The organism is Bradyrhizobium sp. RD5-C2 (genome assembly GCF_019972155.1).
Classification (GTDB): Bacteria; Pseudomonadota; Alphaproteobacteria; order Rhizobiales; family Xanthobacteraceae; genus Bradyrhizobium.
The window spans coordinates 31754-54984 of the sequence record NZ_BOVL01000018.1; the positions used below are offsets into that span (position 1 = coordinate 31754).

Here is a 23231-nt window from a genome sequence, read left to right on the forward strand (position 1 = left end):
CGGCCGGTGGCCCTCCGCCCCCGGCCGGGCACAAGCCGTCTCTCGACATGCCGGGCAGGACACGATGGTTGTCAAAGCGTCGCAAGACGATCCCGAAAAGGCGCGGCGCTTTCGCGAAGCCGCGCTGCCGTACCTTGACGACGCCTACACCCTGGCACGCTATTTGTTGCGCGATGCCGCCGACGCAGAAGATGCGGTGCAGGAATGCTATCTGCGCGCCTTCAAGCATTTCGACAGCTACCGTGGACCCGCGATGAAGCCGTGGCTGTTTGCGATCCTGCGCAATGTCTGCCGCGCCGAATATGCCCGCCGCAAGACCGCCCCCACCGCGGTCGAGGAGCTGCCCGAGGGCGGCGATCAGACCCCGCTGTGGAATGAGGCGCCGGAGACACCGGAAAAGCAGCTGCTGCGCCGTTTCGACGGCGACACCGTGCGCAAGCTGGTTGCGGCGCTCGCCGAGCCGTTCCGTGAGACCTTCGTGCTCAGGGAAATCCAGAATCTTTCTTACCGCGAGATCGCCGATGTCGCCGCCGTGCCTGTCGGCACCGTGATGTCCCGCCTCGCACGCGCCCGCGCCATGCTGCGATCGGCCTGGCTTGCGGAACAGGAGCAAGTGAAATGAACTGCGAGGAAGCCGAAGTGCTGGTCCACGCGTTGATCGACGGCGAACTCGACGCCGGCCATGCACGCGAAGTGGAAGCTCATATCGAGGGTTGCGCGCATTGCGCCGCCCTGATGAAGGAGTATCAGGAGATCCGCCAGGCGATCGCCGAGAGCGACGTGCGCTACAAGGCGCCGCTCGAGCTGCGCCGCAAGATCGAGAAATCATTGCCGCAGCCGCAGGCGGCGCCGACCCGGCGCTCGGTGCTGCGCGGCTTCGCGATGGGCTCCGCCGTGTCGGCGATGGCCGCGACCGGCCTCGTCGCGATCGTGCTGCGCAATGACGACGAGCAGCGCGTCGAGAACGAGGTGGTGTCGGCGCATCTGCGCTCGCTGCAGGCCGGCCACCTCATCGACGTGGTCTCGACCGATCAGCATACGGTCAAGCCCTGGTTCAACGGCAAGCTCGACGTCTCGCCGCCGGTGATCGATCTCACCGCGCAGGGCTTTACCCTGATCGGCGGCCGGCTCGACTACGTCAACGCCCGCGAGATCGGCGCGGTGGTCTACAAGCGCCGCCAGCACGTCATCAATTTGTTCGTGGCGCAGACCGCGAGCACCGAGCGGAAGTCGGCGAAGATCTCGACCTTGCAGGGCTTCAACATCCGGCGCTGGAGCGACCGCGGCCTGAATTACTGGGCGGTCAGCGACCTCGGCGCCGATGAGCTGACGGAGTTCGGCGACAAGTTCGAGAGCGCGATGCACGCCAACAAGGAAGGGTGAATAAAACGGTCACGCCTCGTCATTGCGAGGAGCGACAGCGACGAAGCAATCCATGCCTCCGCTTTGGTGCGATGCATTGCTTCGCTTCGCTCGCAATGACCAAATCTTGTAGCCCGGATGAAGCGAAGCGAAATCCGGGAACAGGCTCGCAAGGATCGAAAACCCCGGATTTCGCTTCGCTGCATCCGGGCTACAGGTTCGGGCTTACGCCGACTTGCGCACCGCGTTGTCGACCAGCGTCTTGCCGAGCGACCAGATCGCACCGGGCACCTTGTGGCTGCCGGCGATCACGTCGTCGAACGACTTCTCGATCCAGCTGCAGTCCTCTTCGGTGATCATGAGCGGCGGCAGCAGCTTGATGGTGTGGAGGCCGTGGCCGGCAACCTGGGTCAGGATCTTGTGATCCTTGAACAGCGGCACCGTGATCAGCTGGCAGAACAGGCCCTTGTTGGCGGTCTCCAGCAGATTCCACGACGCCTTGAGCCGCAGCGATTTCGGCGGACCGAACTCGACGCCGATCATCAGGCCCTTGCCGCGGACTTCCTTCATCAATTCATAACCGGGCACCATGCGCGTCAGCGCAAGGCGAAGCTCGGCGCCGCGTTTAGCGGCGTTCTCGACGAGCTTCTCGGCCTTGATGACATCGAGCGTGGCGATACCGGCGGCCATCGCCAGATCGTTCTTGGCGAAGGTCGAGCCATGCACGACGGCGCGATCCATCTGGTTGAAGATCTTGTCGAAGATGTTCTTGCGCGTCAGCAGCGCGCCGATCGGCACGTGGCCGCCGGAGAGGGCCTTCGCCAGCAGCACCATGTCGGGCTCGATGCCCCAATGCTCGATCGCGAGGAACTTGCCGGTGCGGCCGATGCCGGTCTGGATCTCGTCGGCGATGAACAGCGTGCCGTATTTGCGGCACAGCGCCAGCGCGCCGGGCAGGAACTCGTCGGTGGGCATATTGACGCCCTTGCCCTGGATGGGCTCGACGATGAATGCGCCGACCTGGCGCGACGACAGCGCTTTCTCGAGCGCCTCAAGGTCGTTGTAGGGGATCGCGGTGCAGCCCGGCAGCAGCGGCTCGAAGCCGCTGCGGAAATTCGAATCATCTGTCAGCGACAGCGCGCCGTAGGACAGGCCGTGGAACGAATGCCCGCAATAGACGATACCGGGACGGCCGGTGGCGCCGCGCGCGAACTTGATCGCCGCTTCGACGGTTTCGGCACCGGAATTGGCAAAAAACACCTTGTCCAGATATGGGACATACTCCAGAAGCCGTTCCGCGAGCACGCCGGCCAGCGTCGAGACGTCGAGCTGCACCAGATTCGGCAGATCGGCGTCGAGCACGCTCCTCAGCGCCTTGCGCAGGTCCGGATGATTGCGGCCAATCGCAAAAACGCCAAATCCGCTCAATAGATCGAGGTAACGAGCCCCCTGACGATCGAAGAGGTATTGGCCTTGCCCCTTCTGGAAGCCGACGTCGTAGCCGATGGTCTTGAGGACGCGAACGAGCTGCTCGTTGAGGTGACGCGTGTGCATGGCACCGCGCTGCCCCTCGCGCTCCACAAATATCTCGGAAACGTCTAAATTGGAACTTACCATTCGTTACATACGTCGGTTGATGGCCATCTCGTCAACTTAAAACGCTCGCTAGCGGCGTTTTGACCCCCGCTCGGATCGTCTAGATAAGCACAGGTTTGGACCATGTTGCACTGCCCAAGAACTTTCGCGCGTACAATAGCCTTTTCAGGTTTATTTTTGGCCACCGTATTATCACCGGCATTTGCAGCGGACCCGACCGGCGACTGGAAGGTCGCAGACGGTGTCGCCACCATCCGCGTCGCCCAGTGCAATGGCAACATGTGGGGTGCTGTGTCCTGGGAAAAAACCCCCGGCGGCAAGGATAAGAACAATCCTGATCCTGCGAAGCAAACCAGGCCGACGCTCGGTATGCCGATCCTGATCGACATGAAGAAGAAGGCCGGCACCGACGCGTGGGAAGGCCAAGTCTACAACGCGAAGGACGGCCAGCTCTACAGCTCGACCATCAAGCCCGTCGGCACCGATCAGCTAGAGATCCAGGGCTGCGTGCTCGGCTTCCTGTGCGGCGGCGAGACCTGGACCCGCGTCGGTCCGCCGATCCCCATGAGCGTCGCCGGCAACCCGCCTATCGCCGGCAGCCCGGCAGCGAAGGGTGCCCTGCCCAAATCGGCAGCACCGCAGAAGACCACCGGCGCCGTGGCGCCTGCCGCCAAGCCGGGTCAAAAGCAAGCAGCTAATGCCCCAGGCAGCGCCAATGCGTCTGCTGACGTCGTGGGCGATATCTGCCTGCTGCCGGACATCGCGCGACCGACGCACTAGCGGATGTGAGATCGCGCGCGAGAGCACAGATGCTCACGCGCGCGCCGGGATGACTGGATCGCTCGGTCTGAAATCACGGCTCGGCGGCACCTGCCGCCAAGCCGGATCGAAAACGAACCGCCTAGGCGTCAGGTGACGTCGTTGGCGATATCCTCCTCTTTGCCGACCTCGCGCGGCTTGCCCATCAGCGCCGGCTGGAACAGCAACACCGCCGCCAGCGTGGTGACGAGCGAGAGCGCGAGCAGCTTGCCCATGCTCGCGGTGCCGGGATGGCTTGACAGCCACAGGCTGCCGAACGCGGTCGCCGTGGTCAGCGCGCTGAAAAAGATCGCGCGCGTCAGGCTCGATTGCAGCAGGTTTGTCCTGCCCTGGCGCCACGCCGTGACATAGTAGATCTTGAACGCGACGCCGACGCCGAGCAGCAGCGGCAGCGCGACGATATTGGCGAAGTTGAGCGGCAGCCCGATCAGCACGCAGATCTCCAGCGTGACGATACCGGCAACCAGCAGCGGCACCAGCGTCAGCAACACGTCGACGACGCGGCGCAATGCCAGCCACAACAGCACGCTGATCGCCACAAGCGCCAGAATGCCGGCGTGAATGAATGCGTCGACGACGACATCGCCGGATTTCAGAATTGAAATCGGCCCACCGATCGCGGTCGGCTCGGCAACGAGCACAGCGTCGGCAAAGCGGCGCAGATTGTCGTTGTCGTTCGGATCGCCCTTCGGCTCCGCCTCGACGCGCATCAAGCCATCCTTGGTCTTCCAGCTCGCGACCAGTTCCGGCGGCAGGTTCTGCAACGTGACGGTCTGCGCCTGCAGCGTGTTCTTGAGCTGGTCGAATACGATCTTCATCGGTGCGACGAAGACGTCCTGCGCCTTGTCGCGGATCGCCTGGTTCGAATCGGCGAGCTTCTGCAGGGCGTCGGCGAGCCGGCGCGCGGCAACCGCACCCGGCCCCTTGCTGTCGCCCGCGGTCCTGCGCAGGCTGTCGACCGAGCTCTTCAGCGACTCGACATTCTCCTGATCGGACGGCGCAGGATCAACCGAATCCGGATTGAGTGCCGGGTTGAGCGTCTTGGCCGCCTGCGCGATCAGCTTCAGCTTGGCCGGCTGGTCGTCAGGCACGAAGCTGTCGAGCGACACCACGCGCGACACTTCCGGCAGCTTCTCGAGCTTGGCCTCGATCTTCTTGGCGTCGGCTTCCGAGCGCGTCATCACATTGATGGCGTTGGCGCCGGTGTTCGGATCCTTCCGCAAGTCGAGGAAGGTCGCGATCGATTCCACTTTCGCGCTGCGCAGGTTGATCGGGTTGAAGTCGAACTTCATGTAGTGGAGCAGTGGCAAACCAGCGACGGAGATCAGGATCGTGCCGACGATGATCGGGATGCGGTGCTTTTCCAGGAAGTGGTCGAGAGGTGCCAGGAAGGCGTAGCCGACCGCTTCCTTCTCGCCGGGCGGATTGAGCAGATCGAGCAGCGCCGGAAGCACCGTGATGCTGGTGAGGAATGCGATCAGCATGCCGGCGCCGGCGATCTTGCCGAGCTCGGAGATGCCTCTGTAATCGGTCGGCAGGAAGCAGAGGAAGCCGGCGGCCGTCGCCATCGCCGCAAGCGATAGCGGCACCGCTGAGCGGCGCGCAGCGTTCTCGAGCGCGAGCGTCAGATTGTCGTTCTTGAAGCGCTCAGAGCGGTAGCGAACGCTGAACTGGATGCCGAAATCGACACCGAGACCGATGAACAAGACCGCGAAGGCGATCGAGAGCAGGTTCAGCGATCCGACCATCATCAGGCCGACCGCCGTGGTGAGCGCAAGACCGATGAACAGGTTGACGAACACGGCGAAGATGATCTTGCCGGAGTGCAGCGCCAGCCAGAGGATGATCAGCACGATCACCACGGTGCCGATGCCGTTGGTGATCGCGCCGTCCTGCACGGTGGCGTATTCCTCGTTGGCGATCGGCACGGGTCCGGTCAGGCGAACGCGCGCGTGATATTCGGTCGGGAATTTCAGATCGGCGGCCGCCTGCCGGATCGCGTCGGTTGCGCCCTTGCCCGGCTCCAGCGCCGAATAGTCGATGATCGGCTTGATCTCGATGAAGGCGCGCTTGTCCGCATCGGTCAGCGGCTTGTCGCTGGTGAGCTCACGCCATGAGAAGGTCGCGCCGCCCTTGGCAAGGATGGTCTCGACGGTCTCGGAGATCAGGTTGAACGGCGGCGCGGCATTGTCGAGCTTGACTTGTCCGCGCTTGACGCCGGCAAGGCCGGTCTCCAGCGCACCGGTCAGCCCGCGGATCGAAGGGTCGCCGGCCATGATCTCGATCAGCGGCGCGGCCGATTCGAGCTGGCCCGTGACCTTGCCAACCTCTTCGGTCGGCAGGAACAGCAGGCCGTTCCTCTCAAAGAATTCGCCGGAGCCGAGCGCGGTGATCGCCTCGAAGTTCTTCTTATCGGCTTGCAGCTTCGCGGTGAGCGCCTTCGCGGCCGAGCTGGTCAGCTCGGGCGTCGCTGCCTCGACGACGGCCAGGATCAACCGCTCGCGGTCAAAGGCTTCCTCGAACTGGTTGTCGCGCTTGCGCCAGTCCAGATCGGGCGAGATCAGCTTGTTGATGTCGGTATTGATCGAGAAATTGCGAGCCGTATAGAAGCCGGCGCCGATCGACAGCAGCACAGCGAGAATGACAACCGGAAGGGCAAAACGCGTACAGGTCCTAACAACGGAGACGACAATATTTGTCAGCACTTCGTTTCTTTCTAATCTCGGGGAAGCATGGCCGAAAACGCCCGCTCTGTAGCGGAGTTCCGGGGACCGATCTAATGTTGTTTTGGTTACCTTCGCCGACGAGATGCGAGGAGGTTCCAAAGCACAGGAACGGCCACTAGTCGCCGGTATAGACCGCAGGAGTGGGCGATAAAGTGACGAACAAGTGAGGGAGACGGACGGTCGCAGGCCCCGAAATCCACACTATATTACCTCAGTTCCCTCACCTAGCTGGCTACTCATCCGCTCGAAGCGCTACCTTTTTGCCACAAATCCCTGTATTTCCATGCCCTTGAGGGCGCGGATCACGTGCACGACCTGAGATGGTGCGGACATTGCAACTGATGTTGCGGCGTCCGACCAGGCGGAGTGCGTTGCCGAAAAGGCCGCAGGGCATGGAATGAGATTGGTGCAATTTGCGTAACGGACGACCTATGCAAGTGTTTCTTGCCCAGCCGCGCGGCTTTTGCGCGGGCGTTGTGCGCGCGATCGAAATCGTCGAACGCGCGCTGCAGAAGTATGGCCCGCCCGTCTATGTCCGCCACGAGATCGTTCACAACAAATACGTGGTCGAAAGCCTGAAGAAGAAGGGCGCGATCTTCGTCGAGGACCTGTCGGAAGTGCCGGCCAAGGCGGTGACCGTCTTCAGTGCCCATGGCGTCGCCAGGAGCGTCGAGGAGGAGGCGGAGGCCCGCGACCTGCCCGTGCTCAATGCCACCTGCCCGCTCGTCACCAAGGTCCACAACCAGGGCAAACGCTATATCTCGAGGGGCCGCGCCCTGATCCTGATCGGACATGCCGGCCATCCCGAGGTCGAGGGAACCATGGGGCAGGTTCCGGGGCCGGTCCTGCTGGTCCAGAGCATTCAGGATGTGGCGGAATTGCGGCTGCCGACCAACGCTCCGGTCGCCTATATCACCCAGACCACCCTGTCCGTGGACGACACCCGGGACATCATCGCGGCCCTTCAGGCAAAATTTACAGATATTCAAGGCCCGGACATCAGGGATATCTGCTATGCGACACAGAACCGCCAATCTGCGGTAAGGGACCTAAGTAAGCTGGTGGACGTCATTTTGGTGGTGGGGGCCGCCAATAGTTCCAACTCGAACAGGCTTCGTGAGATCGGCACCGAGGTTGGTGTCGCGAGTTATCTCATTGCCGATGGGAGCGAGCTCAACCCGGATTGGCTGAAGGATGCGAAGGCCGTCGGCATCACGGCGGGTGCATCGGCACCTGAAGTTTTGGTCGACGATGTCATCGAGGCCCTGCGGCGCATCGGACCGGTATCGGTCTCGGTCGTTCCGGGCCGCGAAGAGAATATCGAATTCCGGCTGCCGGCCGAACTGACTGCGGGCTGATCTAAACCCAATTCCCTTTGATAAGTGCAGAAAGAAAATCGTCTAATGGCTATACCGTTCTTCAAGGAAATGCGTATCGGCGGTTATCTGATCAAGCAGAAGCTGCTTGGCCGCAAACGCTATCCGCTCGTGCTGATGCTGGAACCGCTGTTCCGTTGCAACCTCGCCTGCGTCGGCTGCGGCAAGATCGATTATCCCGATGCGATCCTCAATCGCCGCATGACCGCGCAGGAATGCTGGGACGCGGCCGATGAATGCGGCGCACCGATGGTGGCGATCCCCGGCGGCGAGCCGCTGATCCACAAGGAGATCGGCGAGATCGTGCGCGGCCTCGTTGCGCGCAAGAAGTTCGTCTCGCTGTGCACCAATGCGCTGCTGCTCGAGAAGAAGCTCGATCTGTTCGAGCCGTCGCCCTATTTGTTCTTCTCGGTGCATCTCGACGGCCTGAAGGACCATCACGACAAGGCGGTGTCGCAGAAGGGCGTGTTCGATCGCGCCGTCTCCGCGATCAAGGCGGCGAAGGCGCGCGGCTTCACGGTCAACGTCAACGCCACCATCTTCGACGGCCATCCGGCCGAGGAGATCGCCAAATTCCTCGACTTCACCACCGAGCTCGGCGTCGGCGTCTCGATGTCGCCGGGATACGCCTATGAGCGTGCGCCCGATCAGGAGCACTTCCTCAACCGCACCAAGACCAAGAAGCTGTTCCGCGACGTCTTTGCGCTCGGCAAGGGCAAGAAGTGGAATTTCATGCATTCCGGCCTGTTCCTCGACTTCCTCGCCGGCAACCAGGAATACGAGTGCACGCCCTGGGGCATGCCCGCGCGCAACATCTTTGGCTGGCAGAAGCCCTGCTATCTGCTCGGTGAAGGCTACGCCAAGACCTTCAAGGAGCTGATGGACACCACCGATTGGGAGACCTACGGCACCGGCAAGTACGAGAAGTGCGCCGACTGTATGGCCCATTGCGGCTACGAGCCGACCGCGGCGACCGCTGCGATCAACAATCCGCTGAAGGCGATGTGGGTTGCGCTGCGCGGCATCAAGACATCAGGCCCGATGGCGCCAGAGATCGACATGTCGAAGCAGCGTCCGGCGCAGTACATCTTCGCCGAGCAGGTCGAGAAGAAGCTCTCGGATATCCGTCGCGACGAGGCTGCGGCTGCCGCCGCCAAGCAGCAGCAGAAGGCTTCCAGCGCCGCGTAAAGCTCCATGTGAGCGGACTGCAGAACGAACAAGGGCCTCGGTTCAGCGAACCGGGGCCCTTTCTTCTTGGATCAGGATGCCGCCTGCTCTCGCCGGGTTCGCAACAGCAGCTGTTCGATCTCTGCGGCGCGCGGAGCACTGAGTGTACCACGCTCGATCCCGAGCGGGACATTGCGCAGAGCCAGTTCGCGATACAACGCGCCCGAGGCGGGAAAGCGCTCGTCCAGGGCCCGCAGGTGCTTGACAATCGTTCCAACGTCGCCGCGCGCCACGCAGCCACCCATGCCGTTGGCGAGGCCACCGTCGAGAACGGCCGCGACCGTCCCCCGCAGCAGCGGCATCATGGCGCGCAACGCATCGGCCTCGCTGGCGCCAAAGCTCTTCCAGAGATCGACGCCTTCCTTGAGCAGCGAGATCAGGAACGGACCGACATAGTAGGCCGAGGCATGATAGAGCGCGCGCACGCCGGCCGGCAGCGCCAGCGGCTCGCACCCGATGCTGGTGGCGAGCCACTCGAGGTCGTGCCGGAAGTCGCCTTCAGCCTCGATGCCGACGGTGCATCCGCGCAGCCCCTCAAGCGCGACGTCGGGATTTGCAAACATCTGCATCGGGTGAAATCCGCCGGTTGCAGCGCCCGCGGACCGCGCATGGTCGAGCGCGGCCAGTTCGGTCGCGCCGCTGCAATGGACCACGCGGTGACGCGGCTCCCAGCGCAGACCGCGGCAGACCGGCAGGATCGCGTCGTCGCTCACCGTGAGGAAAACCATGTCGCAGCTGTCCACGACCTGCTGCGCCTCGGTCATCGGCCGTGCCGACGGGATGCGGGATCCGAGACGCTGCGCGGCATCGAGACCGCGGTTGTAAAACGCCGCGACGTTCAGATCCGCGCGGGCAAACGCCGGCGCGAGCGTCTGCGCCACGCGGCCGGCGCCAATGAAGCCTATCCGCAACGAGGCCTGCGACGTGCTCATTGCGCGTAGCTCCCATCGATGCGGTCGAGCCTGCGCCGCAGCGCCGGCCATTCCAGCAGCCCGTAACCGGCTTGCAGGTTTTGCGCTGATTCATTGAGCACCGGATTGGTGTCGCGCTCGTTGTCGAGCGTGATCTCGGTGCCGGCAAAGCAGGTCACCGTGTTGCCGATCGCCAGCTCGCTCGGGGCGTGCAGCGGCCGGCCACAACCGAGCGCATCGACCTGGATCCGGCAGGCCTGCTCGAGCCAGTAGATCGCATTGAACGCCTGCGGAATCGTGTTGCCGCAGACCAGGAGGCCATGATTGCGCAACACTAGCACGTTGTTGCGGCCGAGATCGGCGACGACCCGGTCGCATTCGTCGCGGTCGATCGCCGGCCCCTCGAAATCGTGATAGCCGATCCGCCCGTGAAACCGCATTGCCGTCTGCGACAGCGGCAGCAGCCCCTCGGCAAGCGTGCTGACCGCCGTGCCTGCCCGGGTGTGGGTATGCAGAACGCATTTCACGTCGGGCCGCGCGCGATGGATCGGAGCATGCAGATAGAAGCCGGCCACGTTGACGTTGTAGCCGTGGTCGGGCTGCAGCAAGGTCCGGCCCTCAATGTCGATCTTGACGAGGCTCGACGCCGTGATCTCCTCGTAAAGCATGCCGTACGGATTGATCAGATACTGATCATCATGGCCCGGGATTTGCGCGCTGATGTGGTTGTAGATCAGGTCGGTCATTCCATAGAGCGCGACCAGGCGGTAGCACGCCGCGAGATCGACCCGCATCGCCCACTCCGCTTCCCCGACCATCGCCCTGACGTCGTTGACGGCACAAACTTCGGTCTGACGCATATGACTGGGACCCTTAGTGGCGGATGACGGAGGCGCGTTCGACGACGTTGCCAAGGCCTTCCGACGACGGAAGCGCGCCGAACACATGCATCCCGTCCGCGCCAAGCCTGGATTGCACGAACAGATCGGCGGCAGCGGCGTCGCTGTGCCTCAACATCTCGGCAGCCTGCAACGCATGCGCCATGCGGGTGACGAGCGCCCTCGCATGCCCATCGTCCGGATATCGTGCCAGCATGCGATCCGCGAGGTCGTCCGTGCACCGGTCATAGAGCGGATTGAGGCCCTTGCTCGCGCGCAGTTCGTCGACGAACGCGTCCCGGCAATTTGCATCCCGTTGCATGGCGCGCAGCACGTCCATGCACATCATGTTGGAGGTGCCTTCCCAGATCGAGTTCAAAGGCGCCTCGCGATAGAGCCGCGCCATCGCATTCTCCATGATGAAGCCGTTGCCGCCATGCACCTGCAGGCACTCATAGGTGAAGGCCGGCGCACGCTGGCAATTCCAGAACTTCACCACGGGAGTGGCGACCCGCGCCAGCAGCCGCTCGTGGTCGCTCGTCTGCAGGCCGTCGGTCGCACGCGCGACGCGAAATGCGCCCAGCATCGCCGCTTCGCTCTCGATTGCGAGATCGGCAAGCACGTTGCGCTGCATCGGGAGCTCGGCCATCGGCTTGCCAAATGCCGTTCGCGTTTGCGCGTGGTTCAGTGCCAGGCTCAACGCCTGCCGCATCAGTCCGGCGGAACCGATCGCGAAATCCAGCCGCGTCAAATGCGCATGCGAAAGGATCTCCGCGATGCCGCGGCCTTCCTCGCCGACCAGGATCGACCACGTCTCGTGATACTCGATCTCGCTCGACGCGTTCGAACGGTTGCCGCATTTGTCCTTCAGGCGCTGAATGTGGATGCGGTTGGCGCTGCCATCCGGCAACAGGCGCGGCACGAACAGGCAACTGACACCGGATTGGGTGCGCGCCAGCGTGTAGAATCCATCGGCGACCGGCACTGAGAAGAACCATTTGTGGCCGGTGATCGCATAGATCTCGCCATGCGCGCCGCGCTCGACGAAGCGCGCGGTGGTCTGGGTCTCACGCAGATCGGAGCCGCCCTGCTTCTCGGTCATCGCATAGCCGATCACCGCCGCGCGCTTGGCCTCGATCGGAAGCCGGCGCGGATCGTAGTCCGCCGCCAACGTTCGTTCCCGCCACAGACTGAATTGCGGTTTGCCGGAAAACCCGGCGATTGCGGCGTATGCCATCCCGGTGGGGCAACCGACGCCGTTCTCGATCTGATTCCAGAGATAGCTCAGCGCCGCGCGCGCCAGATGGCCATCTGACTCGCGCGTCGACCAGGCCAGGCTATGGACCTCGCTCTGGAACGCCAGCGCCATCAATTGATGCCACGCCGGATGAAATTCGACCCAATCGTTGCGGTTGCCATACCGGTCATGGGTCAGGAGCTTCGGCTCGTGCTCGTTGGCAAGCCGCGCGGCGTCCTGCACGGCTTCGCTGCCGGCGTGCGCGCCGAGCGCAGAAAGCTTGTCTCTTGCCCACGGTACGATCTTTGCGATCAGGGCGCTCAACGCGCGGTCGTCATCGAACGCGTTGAAGCCTGTGGCTGGCCGCGCCTGGTTGCGGACCTCATGGGTCGCAAATGGAGCGGCTTTCGCTTCCGAGGCGGCGACCGGCTGGACACGCGCATTCATGCGGAGACTCTCGATACAGGGGTCAATTCTGGCGTGGGATTGCGAAACAGCATGCGCGCGGAAAGCCCCGCGATCGATTGTGCGATCGCCTTTGCCGCGTCGGAGTCCGGGGCTGCTTCGGGCGCCAGCGGACCAACCAGCGCCTCCATGAAAGCGCCGGCCACGCAGGATGCCGCGACATTCGCATCAATCTCGACGAACTCGCCGTCGGCGATGCCACGCCGGACCAGCCTTGCGATCTGATCGGCCAGGGCCGCCCGGTATTTCAGGCGCGCCGCATCGATCTCGGGCTCGCAGGGTTCGGCGATCAGCGCATAGGCCAGACGGCGGCCGCGCATCGCCCGGACCGCGAAGGTGTAGATCGCGTCCACCAGACACTGGGACGCAGATCCCTCCGCCTCGACGATCGCGGCGACAACGGCCACCTCGCGCTCGGAAACCAGGGCCAGCACCTGCGCGTACAGGTCAGCCTTCGAGTCGAAGTAGCGGTACACGCTGCCCGTGGCCACGCCGGCCCGTGAGGCGATCAGGGCGATCTGGGCGTCCTTCCACCCACTCAGCGCCACCGCCTCCCTGGCGGCATCCAGAATGCGGGCCTTGGTCTCGACGAGCTGGTTGAGGCGAACCGCAGCGATTGCCATAGTGAACCTTTATTCATGAATACAGGATCATAATTCATAGTCGATTGAATTACGGTTTCTGTCAAGCGCGCCCACGGGGCGGCCCGAGGTCGCAGGACGGCGCACACCGCCCGCCAACGCTGCGGCTGGATTGCAGGACCAATGATCGTCGGAGAATCGGGCCTCAAGGGTCACGCGCGCGCAAGCCAACAACGGACGCCCGGCACATCACTCGCCGAATGCCCGGAACCACAACCGGCGTGGCTTCGAGCCAAACTATTGGCCACAAAGCAAAAGGCCCCATCGCGGTGCGATCGGGCCTTTGTTCTTGAGCTTGAGTGTTTGAGCCAGGTCCGGCGAGCGTCCGGCCCGGGACAGTTGGATCAGGCCGCCTTGGCCGTGATCAGGACATCTGCCACCGGCATCAGCACGTCATTGCCGAGCAGGAAGCCGCGGCAGCTGCGCAGCGAGCGCAGCGCGCGATTGAAATCGATACCGGTCGACACCAGCGCCCGCAGCGTCCGCGGATTGCGCACGATGCCGCGCAGCACCTTGCGCAGGTCGATGTCGCCGTTCGGCTTCACCGCGGATTTCGCAAGCTCGGGCAGCGCCCGGTGCGCGGGATCGCTGATCACGCGCAGCGCGGCGAACGGAACGCCCGCCTTCGCAGCATAGGCTGCCGCGATATGGCTTTCCATGTCGACTGCGGCTGCGCCCGTCATCGAGCGCAGCGCGGCCTTGCAGGCCTTCGCCGCGATCACCTCTTCGACGCCGGCAAGCCCGCCGCGGACGATCCTGCGGCGCTTCAGCGCGGCGCTGGCGATCATCTCTTCGTTCAGGGCGGACGCCGCCAGGAAACGGGTATCGCCGGACATCACCTCGGTCGCAACCACGACGTCGCCCGACTTCAGCGACGGATCGAGCCCGCCGGCCACGCCGAACGAAATCACGCCGCGGAAGCTCGTCGGATCCAGCGTCGCCAGCAATTCACGCAGCTGCTGCGGATCGCTCGAGCTGCAGATCACGATCATGCCGGGACCGGCTGCGATGCGGGCCTCCTGCACCAATCCAGTCACAATCAATACCGGCCGAGGATCAATTCTACTGCCCACGGTCTCGGCGGCCCCCGCCTCAACAATCACATCCCGACCCCTACCACCCTGCTATTGGTGCTTCTCAAATTCCGATACCGCGCCAGCGCCCAGAGCGGAAAGAACTTCGAGTAGCCATGATATCGCAAGTAAAATACCCGCGGAAACCCCGTAGCTGTGTATCGCTGCTCGTCCCACAGCCCTTTTTCCGTCTGTGTTGCCTTTAGGTACTCCACCCCCCGCGCAACAGCGGGATTTTCGACCTCTCCGGCCGCCATCAATCCAAGCAAGGCCCATGCCGTTTGCGAGGAGGTCGACGGCGCAACTTCATAACCCTTGTAATCCAGCCGGTAGCTGACGGCGTCCTCGCCCCAGCCGCCGTCCTGATTCTGGACCGACGCCAGCCAATCGACCGCTTTCCGAATCATCGGGTCGTTGCGATCGACCCCTGCGACATTTAGCGCGGAGAGCACCGACCAGGTGCCGTAGACGTAATTCAGGCCCCAGCGGCCGTACCAGGAACCCTCGGCGAGCTGGGTGCGGCGCAGATAGGCGATACCGTCGGCCATCGCCTTGTTGCTCTCGGCGGTCTCGCCGAGCTGGCCCAGCATCGAGATGCAGCGCGCGGTGACATCCTCGGTCGGCGGATCGAGCAAGGCGCCGTGATCGGAGAACGGGATGTTGTTGAGGTAATATTCGAGGTTGTTGACGTCGAACGCCGCCCAGCCGCCGTCGCGGCTCTGCAACCCCTCGATCCACTCGCGGCCACGCGCGATCGCCTCGTCATATTCCCCGGATCCGGTATGGCGCCGCGCGCGATCCATCGCCATCACCACCACTGCGGTGTCGTCGAGATCGGGATAGTGGTCGTTGTTGTACTGGAACGCCCAGCCGCCGGGACGGACGTCCGGCGCCTTGACCGCCCAATCGCCCTTCAGCTCCAGCACCTGGCGCGGCTTCAGCCAATCGAGACCCTGCTTGGCCTTGGCGAACGTATCGTCGCTGCCCGCTTCCAGCAGCGCATGACAGGTCAGCGCGGTGTCCCACACCGGCGAGACGCAGGGTTGGCAATAGGCCTCGTGTTCGCCGATCACCAGCAGCTTGTCGATGCCGCGGCGAGTGATGGCGCGCGGCGCAAAACTCTCGTCCTTGCCGAGCGCCTCATACATCATAACGATGTTGGCCATCGGCGGATAGATCGCGCCCATGCCGTCTTCGCCGTTCAGCCGCTCCTCGGTGAAGGCGAGCGCGGCGTCGATCGCGCGCTGGCGCAGGCGCTTCGGAAACATCGGCTCGATCACGCGCAGCACGGCGTCGAGCGAGCGGAACAGATAGAACCAGCTCGCGCTCTGATGCGGCGCCTTCGGCGCCATGCGGACCGATTTCGGATCCTCCAGGAACAATTCGTCGATGCCGACGCCCTTCGGATTCTTGGCGCGCGGCTTCAGCGCGGCGAGCACCATCAGCGGCACCATGGTGGTGCGCGCCCAGTAGGAGATCTTGTTGATGTGGAACGGCGACCACATCGGCAGCAGCATGATCTCGATCGGCAGCACCGGCGTCGCGCGCCAGGTCACGACGCCATAGAGCGCGAGCAGGAAGCGCGTGAACACGTTGCTGCCGGAAGCTCCGCCGCGCGAACGGATCGCTTCGCGCGCCCGCACCATGTGCGGCGCGTCGACGGAATCGCCGATCATCTTCAGCGCGAAGTACGACTTCACGCTGGCGCTGATGTCGAACGGGCCGTCATGCACCAGTGGCCAGCCGCCATGCGCGCCCTGGACGCGGCGCAGATAGTTGCCGATCTTGGCCTCGAGCGCGGCATCGACGGGCTCGGCGAGATAGTGACGCAGCAGGATGTACTCGGCCGGAATGGTGCTGTCGGCCTCGAGCTCGAACACCCAGTGTCCGTCGGACTGGCGATAGCCGAGCAGCGCTTCGGTTGCCTCGGAGATGCTCTTCTCCAGCGCGACCGGGTCGACTGCAACGCTGTGATCTCTCGAAAGCATTTCGCTCGATATCCTCTTCATTGCGGGCCGGCTGATCGAAAGCCGCGGCCGCTTAACAGGTCGAATCTAGCGCCTGGCCAGAACCATATCTGCGGCGCGATCACCCGACCGCACCGACCCCTCGATGGTTGCCGGCAACCCGGTAGCAGTCCAGTCGCCGGCAAGGAACAGGTTTTTTTGCGCCGTCGCGGGCCCCGGACGCAGGGCGTTCTGTTCCGGCGTCGCCTCAAATGTGGCGCGGCGCTCACGCACGACCTGCCACGGCGGCAGGTCGCCGGAAACGCCGGATGCCTTGCAGATATCCCGCCAGATCGCCTGCGCGAGCTCCTCGCGCGGCATGTCGACCAGGCGGTCGCCGTTGCTAATCGTCACCGACAGCCGCTGCGGGAACGCGAACAGCCACTCCACGAGGCCGCCGACCACGCCGAGAATGGGCGCGGCGTCGCGCGGCGGATCGACGCGGAAATGCGCATTCACGATAGCGCGGAATTTGGTCGGGGTTTTCAGGCCGGGCAGCAGGGTTGCCGCGGCGCGCGGTGGCACCGCGAGCACGACGGCATCGTCGGCCGCCAGCGTGATCTTGTCGCCACCGCCGAAGTCGAGCTCACTGATGCGATCACCGGACATGCCAAGCGTACGCAATTCGTGACTGAACTGGACGCTGTGGCCCCGCTCCTGCAGCAGCTTCACGGCCGGCTCGATCAGCACCGAGCTCAGGCCGTCACGCGCGATCAACGGACGGCAGGCCTGCCCGCCGGCGAGCAGCGTCTCGCGCACGATGGCGCCGGCAAGTCCGGCCGAGCCCTCCGGCGGATCGACATTCAATGCGGCGAGCAGCAGCGGCTGCACCAGGCGGTCATACAGCGTGCCCTTGCAGGGAATCGTGTTGCCGACCAGCGCCTCGGTGCTGGCCCAGGCCAGCGGCGCCAATGCGAGATAATCGCGCAGGCCGGTGTCCGGGACGCGGCGCGCCTCGTCGAACACCCACAGCGGCAGGCGGGAATCGCCGAGGTCGAGCTGCCAGCGCTGGCCGGAAGCAAGATCGACGAACGGAAACTGCGCGCGCGCAGGCCCCACGAGGCCGGCCTCGGTGCCGATCGAACGCGCGTAGCTCAGCGCGTGGCGGTTGCCCGACAGCAGCAGATGGTTGCCGTTGTCGATGGTGAGATTGGTGGCCGCGTCGAAATAGGAGCGGCAGCGGCCGCCGGCCTGCTGCGTCGCCTCGTGGACGGCGACCTTGTAGCCGCCATTGGCGAGCCGCACGGCTGCGGAGAGGCCGGAAATACCGGCACCGATGATATGAACGGTCTTTTGCATCAGATGATCGCGTAACGAAGAAGAATGCCGATCTTGGCTGCCTTGGACACACGCACCGGCTCACGTGGAGCGGCGAAACCGCGCGCGATCAGGAGATCGAGGATCGCGCGGTAGTATTTCGACATAATCCGCGGCGCGCGCACGGCGCGGCGCGAATTGCGCTTCATGATCTCGTCGGACTTCTGGAAGTGCATCTTGGCGCGCTCGGCAAGCGGCGCACAGACTTTCGGCAGCGCGCGGTCGACCGTGACGCGGGCCGGGTCGTTATTGGTGATGCCGGCATGCCAAAGCCATTCGCGCGGCAGATAGAGCCGGCCGAGACCGGCATCCTCGTCGATGTCGCGCAGGATGTTGGTGAGCTGCAGCGCACGGCCGAGGTGATGCGCGAGCTCGATGCCGTCCTCCTCGGGCAGGCCGAACACGCGCACCGACAGCCGGCCGACCGCGCTCGCGACGCGATCGCAATACAGGTCGAGTGTCGCAAGATCCGGCGCACGGATGTCCTGCGGCACGTCCATCTCCATGCCGTCGACGATCGCGACGAAATCCTCGCGCTTCAGGCCGAAGGCCTTCACCGACGCGACATAGTCCTTCAGCCGCTCCGGCGGACGTCCCGCATACAGCGCATCGATATCGTCGCGCCACTGCTGCAAGGCGGCCAGGCGCTCCGGTCGCGGACCATCGGAATCGGCGATGTCGTCGACCTGCCGGCAGAAGCTGTAGATCTGGAACATCGCCTCGCGCTGCGCGTGCGGCAGGATGCGCATCGCGGCATAGAACGAGCTGCCCGACGCGGTGCTTCCGTAATTTGCGTTGGCCGCCGCCTCAGCACTCATGCCCCTGCCGCCGTCTTGGAGACCGCACGCCGTCCGATCGCCCGCCGCGCTGTCTCGCCGGCGACGCCGCCAAGGCTCTGCAGCAGCAATTCGACCGGGCCCAGATGCACGCGCTCGCTGAGCGGGTCGCGCACCTTCAGCATGTTGACGATCTTGTCGGCGAACGCCTGGATCACCGAGATCTCGAGCCCGAGCCGGAAATCCTTCACTTCGGCGGCGAGCGACTTGCTCTGGTCGAGCAGCGCCTCGGTGCGCACCGCGAGCGCCTGCAGGCATTTGAGCAGGGCCGGCTGCGACTTCGCCTCGCCGAGCATCTCGACGGACGCACCCGCAGCGGCCAGCGCATCGCGCGGCAGGTAGACGCGGTTCAGGTTCCGATAGTCCTTGCCGCAGTCCTGCAGGTGATTGTTGATCTGCAAGCCGGCGCAGAGCGCGTCCGACGCCGCCCAGGTCGAAATATCCTCGCCATGCACGTCGAGCATGAAGCGCCCGACCGGCATCGCCGAGTAGCGGCAATAGTCGATCACGTCGTCCCAGTTTTCGTAGCGCAGCTTGGTGACATCGAGGCGGAACGCCACCAGCACGTCGAGCGCATGCCGCGGCGCCATGCCGCGCTCGGCGAAAGCGCGGCGCAGGCTGACCGCTTCCTTCTGGCTATCGCCATTGCCGAGCAGCTCGGCCTCCATCAGGTCGAGATAGCGCAGCTTCTCCGCAGGCGGCAGCGTGGCGTGATCGGCGATATCGTCGGCAGTGCGGACGAAATTATAGAAGGCCAGGATCAGGGCACGATGCCGCGGATGAATGATCCACGACGCGACCGGAAAATTCTCGTCGCGGTGGGTCTTTCCGGATCGCAGGTCGCTCGCGGTGGTCATGGGAAATTTAGACTACACTGGTCATGGCACGACGCAGGCGCGGACGGTCAGGCGCATGCGGGGGATTTGCGAGCCCCATATAGGCGAATACGCCACCAAAACCAATGCTATCTGTGACCGCCAGCATATGCGGCCGCGGCCGGCATGACTGCCAGCCGCGGTGTCGATAGCGGTCCCTTGAGACCTGAATCCGGTCTTATTGGCCGTGGCTCTTCAGCACTTGGTCGCAGGCGGCGCTGATCTTGCTGCGGTTCTGCTGCAGGCAGGCAAGAATGGTGAAATCGCCCTGATCGATGACGGAGCGGCAGTGACGCTGCACGTCGCGCGTGCAGGCCTTCTGCTCATCGGGCGTACCGCGCCCTTGCTGCTGGGCGAAGGCGCTGGACGAGAGCGGGATCGACAACAGGGCAACAGCCAGGAGAAATTTACGCATCGTATTCCTTCATTTCCGACAGCAGAAAATCTGTTCCCGAAACGCGTTTCGGCATGGCCGGGACGGATTTTGGGGATTGCAGACGCCACGTAACGCGGCAACGGATTGACGACAAGCACTGCTAAATGCGGCTAAATTTGCGGCGCTGTAAACCCCCGCCTAAGCTATTGAATTACAACAACGATTCATGCCATCACTTTGTCGCGCTTGGGTATTGCGGATCGCACTCGCGCAAAGCTAGATGCCATCAAGAGGGCAACAGTTTCTGATTCTGTTCGTTGACAACAGGGCTCGCGCGCGCGGCTTCTGTCGTTTGAACCTAACATTCCTGGGTGACACTAAACCTTCGATGCGGCGAGACGCTTTCTTGCGACAGAGGCGTTGATTTTGATGGGAAAATTCACAATGAAACTGTTTGGTTCCAGCCTTTATGGTCAGGCCCTCAGAGCTGTGGCCGTCGGCGCCGCAGTGATGCTGTCCGCCTCCGCAGTCCATGCCCAGGCCAATGGTCCATTTGCCGGTTTTGCCGGCTCGTGGACCGGAACGGGCACGGTGGCGTTGTCCAACGGCACGACCGAACGCATTCGTTGCAAGGCGGATTACAAGGTCGCGCCATCGGGCATGAACCTGAAGCAGTCGCTGCATTGTGCGAGCGACAGCTACAAGTTCGACCTTTCCAGCGACGTTACCAGCCAGGGCGACCGGATCTCGGGCAACTGGAGCGAGGCGAGCCGCAACATCTTCGGCAATTTGCAGGGCACCGCGGGTGGCGGCCGGATCGACGTGTTTGTCGAGGCGTCCGGCTTTGCCGCAAACCTGAACCTGCAGACCAACGGCTCCAAGCAGGTGGTGCAGATCGATTCCAAGGGTGAGATCCGCGGCGTCACGATCACGATGACGAAGACCTGACGTTCCCGAGCGATTTCACGCGCGAACAAAAAAGGCCCGGTTCCGAACGCTTCGGAACCGGGCCATTTGGTTTCGGTCAATCAGGCCTTCTCGATCGGCACCGGTTGCCCGCCCTTGCCGCGCAGCTTTTGCGACAGGTTGATCAGGAACATCGAGGTTGGCCGCAGGATGAACAGGTCCGCGACCAGGGCCGCGACCATCGAGAACGCGCTGAGCCAGCCGAACAGCCGCAGCGACGGCAGGTCGGAGAACACGGTGACGACGAGGCCGCAGGCCAGCACCACCGTGGTCAGGATCAGCGCCGGGCCGACCAGGACCGTGGCGCGCTCCACCGCAAGCTCCGGTGACACACCGGGCTTGGTCTCGAGCCGCAAGCGATTGAGGAAGTGGATGGTGGCGCTCAGCCCGAGGCCGAACGACACGGTCAACGCCACGACGCTGGCGAATTGCAGCCCCTCCCCGAGCAACCACAGCACGGTGCCTGACAGCACCACCGGGAAGATGCCGGGCAGGATGCACGAGAACATCACCACCACCGAGCGGAACGCCAGGCCGATGAAAACCGCCACCAGCAGGAATTCGACGGTCAGGCCACGGTTCAGTTTTTCGATCATGTTGGCGCTGTTGCGCGCGGCGATCACCGACAAGCCGGTGACCGCAATCTCGTAGCCGGGATGCTCGGCGCGCACCTTGTCGAGCGAACTATCCAGCTTGTTCACGACCGGAAGCAGCTGGCTCGAGTCGAGATCCGGGACCCGGCCCGACACCACGACCGCATCCTGATCCGCCGAGATGAAGCGGCGCACCAGATGCTCGGGAATTACGCCGACATATTCCTTCAGCGTTGCGACGTCATTGCTGCCGGCCTTTTCGGCGAGCCAACGGCGCAGGGTCTCCAGCGACCAGACGTTGCCGACACCCGCCGCGGTTTCGACCATCGCGTGGACGTCGGCGATCGTCTTCAGGGTCTCCGGCGAGTAGAGCGATTGGCCCTTGGGGAATTCGATCAGCACATCGACCGGATTGGCGCCGGTCAGCTTGGCGTCGAGCCGGCTCGACGCCGCCACCGCCTGCCGCTTGTCCGGAACCTGGTCGGCGAGACGGTAGCGCGGCTCGAGATTGGCGTAGATGACGCCGAGCCCGCCGACCACGATCACCGCGATCAGGCTGAACAGCCCGGGACGGCCCACCATGCGCACCGCGATCCAGTAGCAGAAATTGCGCAGCGCCTGGACGCCGGCGTCGGCACCCTGGAATTTTACCGCGAACACTTTTTCGTTGCGTACCAGAAGCATTCCGAATGCAGGCACCAGCGAGAGCACCGCGATCAGCGCAATGATGGTCGCTGCAAGCCCCGCCTCGCCGAATTTGCGGATCAGGTCGGAATCCGAGAATTGCAGCGCGATGAACGAGATGCCGGCGGTGCCATGCGTCAGCACGCAAGCCGGACCGACCACCATCACCGCATTCCTGAACGCCGTGTACTTGTCCTGGCCGGCGATCAGGCGGTCGCGTGCCGCAAACGTCAGCTGCATCGAGTCGGAGAAGCTGATCACCATGATGAGCGGCGTCATCACGTTCAGGAACATGTTGAGATTGAAGCCGGCCCAGCCGAGGCCGCCGAGCGCGAGCAGGATCGCAATGATCGGCGGGAACGCGGCGATCACCATGAACGATATCTTGCGGAAGAAGATGATGGCGATGATGCAGCCAGCCAGAATGCCGAGGATATTGTAAGTCAGCCCGTCGCGCTTGACCGCGTTGCGGATTTCGAGCTGCATGACCGGGACGCCGGAAAGCTGGGCGTTGAGCCCGCTGCCGCTGAGATCATCGGCCATGATCTTTCTCATGTCCGCGACGACCTTGCTGAGCTTGTTGCTGCCGACAACCTCAGGCTCGAGCGACAGTACGATCAGCGCCAGCGTGCCGTCCTCGGACAGCAGCTTGCCGCGAATGATCTCGTTGGATTTAACGGTCTCGACGAATTTGTCGTAGGCGACGCCTTGCGGCAGCTCGGTCGGGAACAGCGCGGCTGGCAATTTGCCGGGCTCAGGCGCCTGGCGCGCCGAAAACAGCGAGACCAGACCGCGCACGCCCTCGACCAGCTGCAGGTCGGTGACCATGTCGCGGATCTTTTCGAGGTTCTGGCGCGCAAGGAGCGTCTTGCCCTCGACCACGACCAGCACGTCGAACTCGGTAGCCGGGAAGCGTTTGGTGACCGCTTCGTACTGTTTGTAATCCTTGGAATTGGAACGGAACAACTGGCTGAGCGAGTCGTCGATCTTGATGCGCTCGATACCGAAAACGGCCGCCACCATCAGCGCCAGCAGAATGATGACCGACAGGACCGGCGCCTTGATCGCGATCAGGCCGATACGCTCCAGCCCGAACGCGATGCTGGGGCCCGAACGCGGCTCTTCGACCTTCTCGACGTGGACCTGACTTTCGGAGTTCTTTTCGAGCATGCCCTGTCCAGTTCTGAAAACGGCGCAATCTGTCTAGCTTGGGTCTAGGGGCGCGAATGAGGCGGGTGAGCGCGGCTTATCGGCGCTAGTCCTTGAA

19 protein-coding genes are annotated in these 23231 nt (G+C 63.7%); 6 read left to right on the forward strand and 13 right to left on the reverse strand.

Annotated elements, in window-relative coordinates; genetic code table 11:
* Positions 1-64 precede the first annotated feature (64 nt).
* Together BraRD5C2_RS20685 and BraRD5C2_RS20690 are read left to right on the forward strand one after the other, a co-directional pair.
* The gene (locus BraRD5C2_RS20685; protein WP_223970994.1) at positions 65-622 is read left to right on the forward strand and encodes a sigma-70 family RNA polymerase sigma factor; all 558 of its coding nucleotides are present in this window, start codon (positions 65-67) and stop codon (positions 620-622) included.
* A complete protein-coding gene (locus BraRD5C2_RS20690; RefSeq protein WP_223970855.1) occupies positions 619-1383 on the forward strand; it encodes an anti-sigma factor family protein in 765 nt (254 codons plus the stop codon). The genes BraRD5C2_RS20685 and BraRD5C2_RS20690 overlap by 4 nt, the downstream gene beginning before the upstream one ends.
* 204 nt (positions 1384-1587) lie before the next feature.
* Here the strand turns inward: BraRD5C2_RS20690 and hpnO are convergent, their stop codons facing one another.
* Positions 1588-2979, reverse strand: coding sequence for an aminobacteriohopanetriol synthase HpnO (gene hpnO, locus BraRD5C2_RS20695; RefSeq protein ID WP_223970856.1), 1392 nt, complete (start codon positions 2977-2979; stop codon positions 1588-1590).
* 102 nt (positions 2980-3081) lie between these two features.
* Between hpnO and BraRD5C2_RS20700 the strand changes: the two genes are divergently transcribed.
* Positions 3082-3738: a DUF2147 domain-containing protein gene (locus BraRD5C2_RS20700; protein ID WP_223970858.1), complete on the forward strand. Its 657-nt coding sequence runs from the start codon at positions 3082-3084 to the stop codon at positions 3736-3738.
* A 128-nt stretch (positions 3739-3866) separates the two neighbouring features.
* On the opposite strand, the gene hpnN is transcribed toward BraRD5C2_RS20700, so the two are convergent.
* Complete coding sequence (gene hpnN / locus BraRD5C2_RS20705) at positions 3867-6482, reverse strand: hopanoid transporter HpnN (protein ID WP_223970860.1); 2616 nt, start codon at positions 6480-6482, stop codon at positions 3867-3869.
* A gap of 452 nt (positions 6483-6934) precedes the next feature.
* On the opposite strand from hpnN, the gene ispH reads away from it, so the two are divergent.
* Positions 6935-7861: a 4-hydroxy-3-methylbut-2-enyl diphosphate reductase gene (gene ispH, locus BraRD5C2_RS20710; protein ID WP_223970862.1), complete on the forward strand. Its 927-nt coding sequence runs from the start codon at positions 6935-6937 to the stop codon at positions 7859-7861.
* Between the two features lie 45 nt (positions 7862-7906).
* Positions 7907-9067, forward strand: a complete 1161-nt coding sequence (gene hpnH / locus BraRD5C2_RS20715) for an adenosyl-hopene transferase HpnH (protein ID WP_223970864.1) — start codon at positions 7907-7909, stop codon at positions 9065-9067.
* A 71-nt stretch (positions 9068-9138) separates the two neighbouring features.
* Here hpnH and BraRD5C2_RS20720 read toward each other — a convergent pair whose 3' ends face one another.
* From BraRD5C2_RS20720 to BraRD5C2_RS20765, 10 genes are all read right to left on the reverse strand, one after another.
* Complete coding sequence (locus tag BraRD5C2_RS20720) at positions 9139-10089, reverse strand: Rossmann-like and DUF2520 domain-containing protein (RefSeq protein ID WP_223970865.1); 951 nt, start codon at positions 10087-10089, stop codon at positions 9139-9141.
* Positions 10035-10877, reverse strand: a complete 843-nt coding sequence (locus BraRD5C2_RS20725; protein WP_223970867.1) for a class II aldolase/adducin family protein — start codon at positions 10875-10877, stop codon at positions 10035-10037. The genes BraRD5C2_RS20720 and BraRD5C2_RS20725 overlap by 55 nt, the downstream gene beginning before the upstream one ends.
* 13 nt (positions 10878-10890) lie before the next feature.
* A complete protein-coding gene (locus tag BraRD5C2_RS20730; RefSeq protein WP_223970870.1) occupies positions 10891-12579 on the reverse strand; it encodes an acyl-CoA dehydrogenase family protein in 1689 nt (562 codons plus the stop codon).
* The gene (locus BraRD5C2_RS20735) at positions 12576-13220 is read right to left on the reverse strand and encodes a TetR/AcrR family transcriptional regulator (protein ID WP_223970873.1); all 645 of its coding nucleotides are present in this window, start codon (positions 13218-13220) and stop codon (positions 12576-12578) included. Before BraRD5C2_RS20735 ends, BraRD5C2_RS20730 begins: the two co-directional genes overlap by 4 nt.
* Before the next feature lie 362 nt (positions 13221-13582).
* On the reverse strand, positions 13583-14341 hold the full coding sequence (locus BraRD5C2_RS20740) for a phosphorylase (protein ID WP_374708029.1): 759 nt from the start codon (positions 14339-14341) through the stop codon (positions 13583-13585).
* Complete coding sequence (gene shc / locus BraRD5C2_RS20745) at positions 14338-16299, reverse strand: squalene--hopene cyclase (protein ID WP_223970879.1); 1962 nt, start codon at positions 16297-16299, stop codon at positions 14338-14340. Before shc ends, BraRD5C2_RS20740 begins: the two co-directional genes overlap by 4 nt.
* 66 nt (positions 16300-16365) lie before the next feature.
* On the reverse strand, positions 16366-17616 hold the full coding sequence (gene hpnE / locus BraRD5C2_RS20750; RefSeq protein WP_223970881.1) for a hydroxysqualene dehydroxylase HpnE: 1251 nt from the start codon (positions 17614-17616) through the stop codon (positions 16366-16368).
* Positions 17616-18452 carry a presqualene diphosphate synthase HpnD gene (gene hpnD, locus BraRD5C2_RS20755; protein ID WP_223970883.1) on the reverse strand — a complete coding sequence of 279 codons (837 nt, stop codon included), beginning with the start codon at positions 18450-18452 and terminating at the stop codon, positions 17616-17618. Before hpnD ends, hpnE begins: the two co-directional genes overlap by 1 nt.
* Entirely contained in the window at positions 18449-19327 is an 879-nt protein-coding gene (hpnC, locus tag BraRD5C2_RS20760; protein ID WP_223970886.1) for a squalene synthase HpnC, read from the reverse strand. The genes hpnD and hpnC overlap by 4 nt, the downstream gene beginning before the upstream one ends.
* Positions 19328-19523: 196 nt before the next feature.
* Positions 19524-19760 carry a cysteine rich repeat-containing protein gene (locus BraRD5C2_RS20765; RefSeq protein WP_223970889.1) on the reverse strand — a complete coding sequence of 79 codons (237 nt, stop codon included), beginning with the start codon at positions 19758-19760 and terminating at the stop codon, positions 19524-19526.
* Between the two features lie 405 nt (positions 19761-20165).
* Between BraRD5C2_RS20765 and BraRD5C2_RS20770 the strand changes: the two genes are divergently transcribed.
* Positions 20166-20669: a hypothetical protein gene (locus tag BraRD5C2_RS20770; RefSeq protein WP_223970891.1), complete on the forward strand. Its 504-nt coding sequence runs from the start codon at positions 20166-20168 to the stop codon at positions 20667-20669.
* Positions 20670-20749: 80 nt separating this feature from the next.
* Here BraRD5C2_RS20770 and BraRD5C2_RS20775 read toward each other — a convergent pair whose 3' ends face one another.
* Positions 20750-23134 carry an efflux RND transporter permease subunit gene (locus tag BraRD5C2_RS20775; protein WP_223970893.1) on the reverse strand — a complete coding sequence of 795 codons (2385 nt, stop codon included), beginning with the start codon at positions 23132-23134 and terminating at the stop codon, positions 20750-20752.
* Positions 23135-23231: the final 97 nt, after the last annotated feature.

Excerpts from the sequence above, each read along its gene's own strand:
- BraRD5C2_RS20685 (WP_223970994.1), top strand. The coding sequence starts at position 65 with ATGGTTGTCAAAGCGTCGCAAGACGATCCCGAAAAGGCGCGGCGCTTT.
- BraRD5C2_RS20690 (WP_223970855.1), top strand. The coding sequence starts at position 619 with ATGAACTGCGAGGAAGCCGAAGTGCTGGTCCACGCGTTGATCGACGGC.
- hpnO (WP_223970856.1), bottom strand. The coding sequence starts at position 2,979 with ATGGTAAGTTCCAATTTAGACGTTTCCGAGATATTTGTGGAGCGCGAG.
- BraRD5C2_RS20700 (WP_223970858.1), top strand. The coding sequence starts at position 3,082 with ATGTTGCACTGCCCAAGAACTTTCGCGCGTACAATAGCCTTTTCAGGT.
- ispH (WP_223970862.1), top strand. The coding sequence starts at position 6,935 with ATGCAAGTGTTTCTTGCCCAGCCGCGCGGCTTTTGCGCGGGCGTTGTG.
- hpnH (WP_223970864.1), top strand. The coding sequence starts at position 7,907 with ATGGCTATACCGTTCTTCAAGGAAATGCGTATCGGCGGTTATCTGATC.
- BraRD5C2_RS20720 (WP_223970865.1), bottom strand. The coding sequence starts at position 10,089 with ATGGCCGGCGCTGCGGCGCAGGCTCGACCGCATCGATGGGAGCTACGC.
- BraRD5C2_RS20725 (WP_223970867.1), bottom strand. The coding sequence starts at position 10,877 with ATGCGTCAGACCGAAGTTTGTGCCGTCAACGACGTCAGGGCGATGGTC.
- BraRD5C2_RS20730 (WP_223970870.1), bottom strand. The coding sequence starts at position 12,579 with ATGAATGCGCGTGTCCAGCCGGTCGCCGCCTCGGAAGCGAAAGCCGCT.
- BraRD5C2_RS20735 (WP_223970873.1), bottom strand. The coding sequence starts at position 13,220 with ATGGCAATCGCTGCGGTTCGCCTCAACCAGCTCGTCGAGACCAAGGCC.
- shc (WP_223970879.1), bottom strand. The coding sequence starts at position 16,299 with ATGCTTTCGAGAGATCACAGCGTTGCAGTCGACCCGGTCGCGCTGGAG.
- hpnE (WP_223970881.1), bottom strand. The coding sequence starts at position 17,616 with ATGCAAAAGACCGTTCATATCATCGGTGCCGGTATTTCCGGCCTCTCC.
- hpnD (WP_223970883.1), bottom strand. The coding sequence starts at position 18,452 with ATGAGTGCTGAGGCGGCGGCCAACGCAAATTACGGAAGCACCGCGTCG.
- hpnC (WP_223970886.1), bottom strand. The coding sequence starts at position 19,327 with ATGACCACCGCGAGCGACCTGCGATCCGGAAAGACCCACCGCGACGAG.
- BraRD5C2_RS20765 (WP_223970889.1), bottom strand. The coding sequence starts at position 19,760 with ATGCGTAAATTTCTCCTGGCTGTTGCCCTGTTGTCGATCCCGCTCTCG.
- BraRD5C2_RS20770 (WP_223970891.1), top strand. The coding sequence starts at position 20,166 with ATGAAACTGTTTGGTTCCAGCCTTTATGGTCAGGCCCTCAGAGCTGTG.
- BraRD5C2_RS20775 (WP_223970893.1), bottom strand. The coding sequence starts at position 23,134 with ATGCTCGAAAAGAACTCCGAAAGTCAGGTCCACGTCGAGAAGGTCGAA.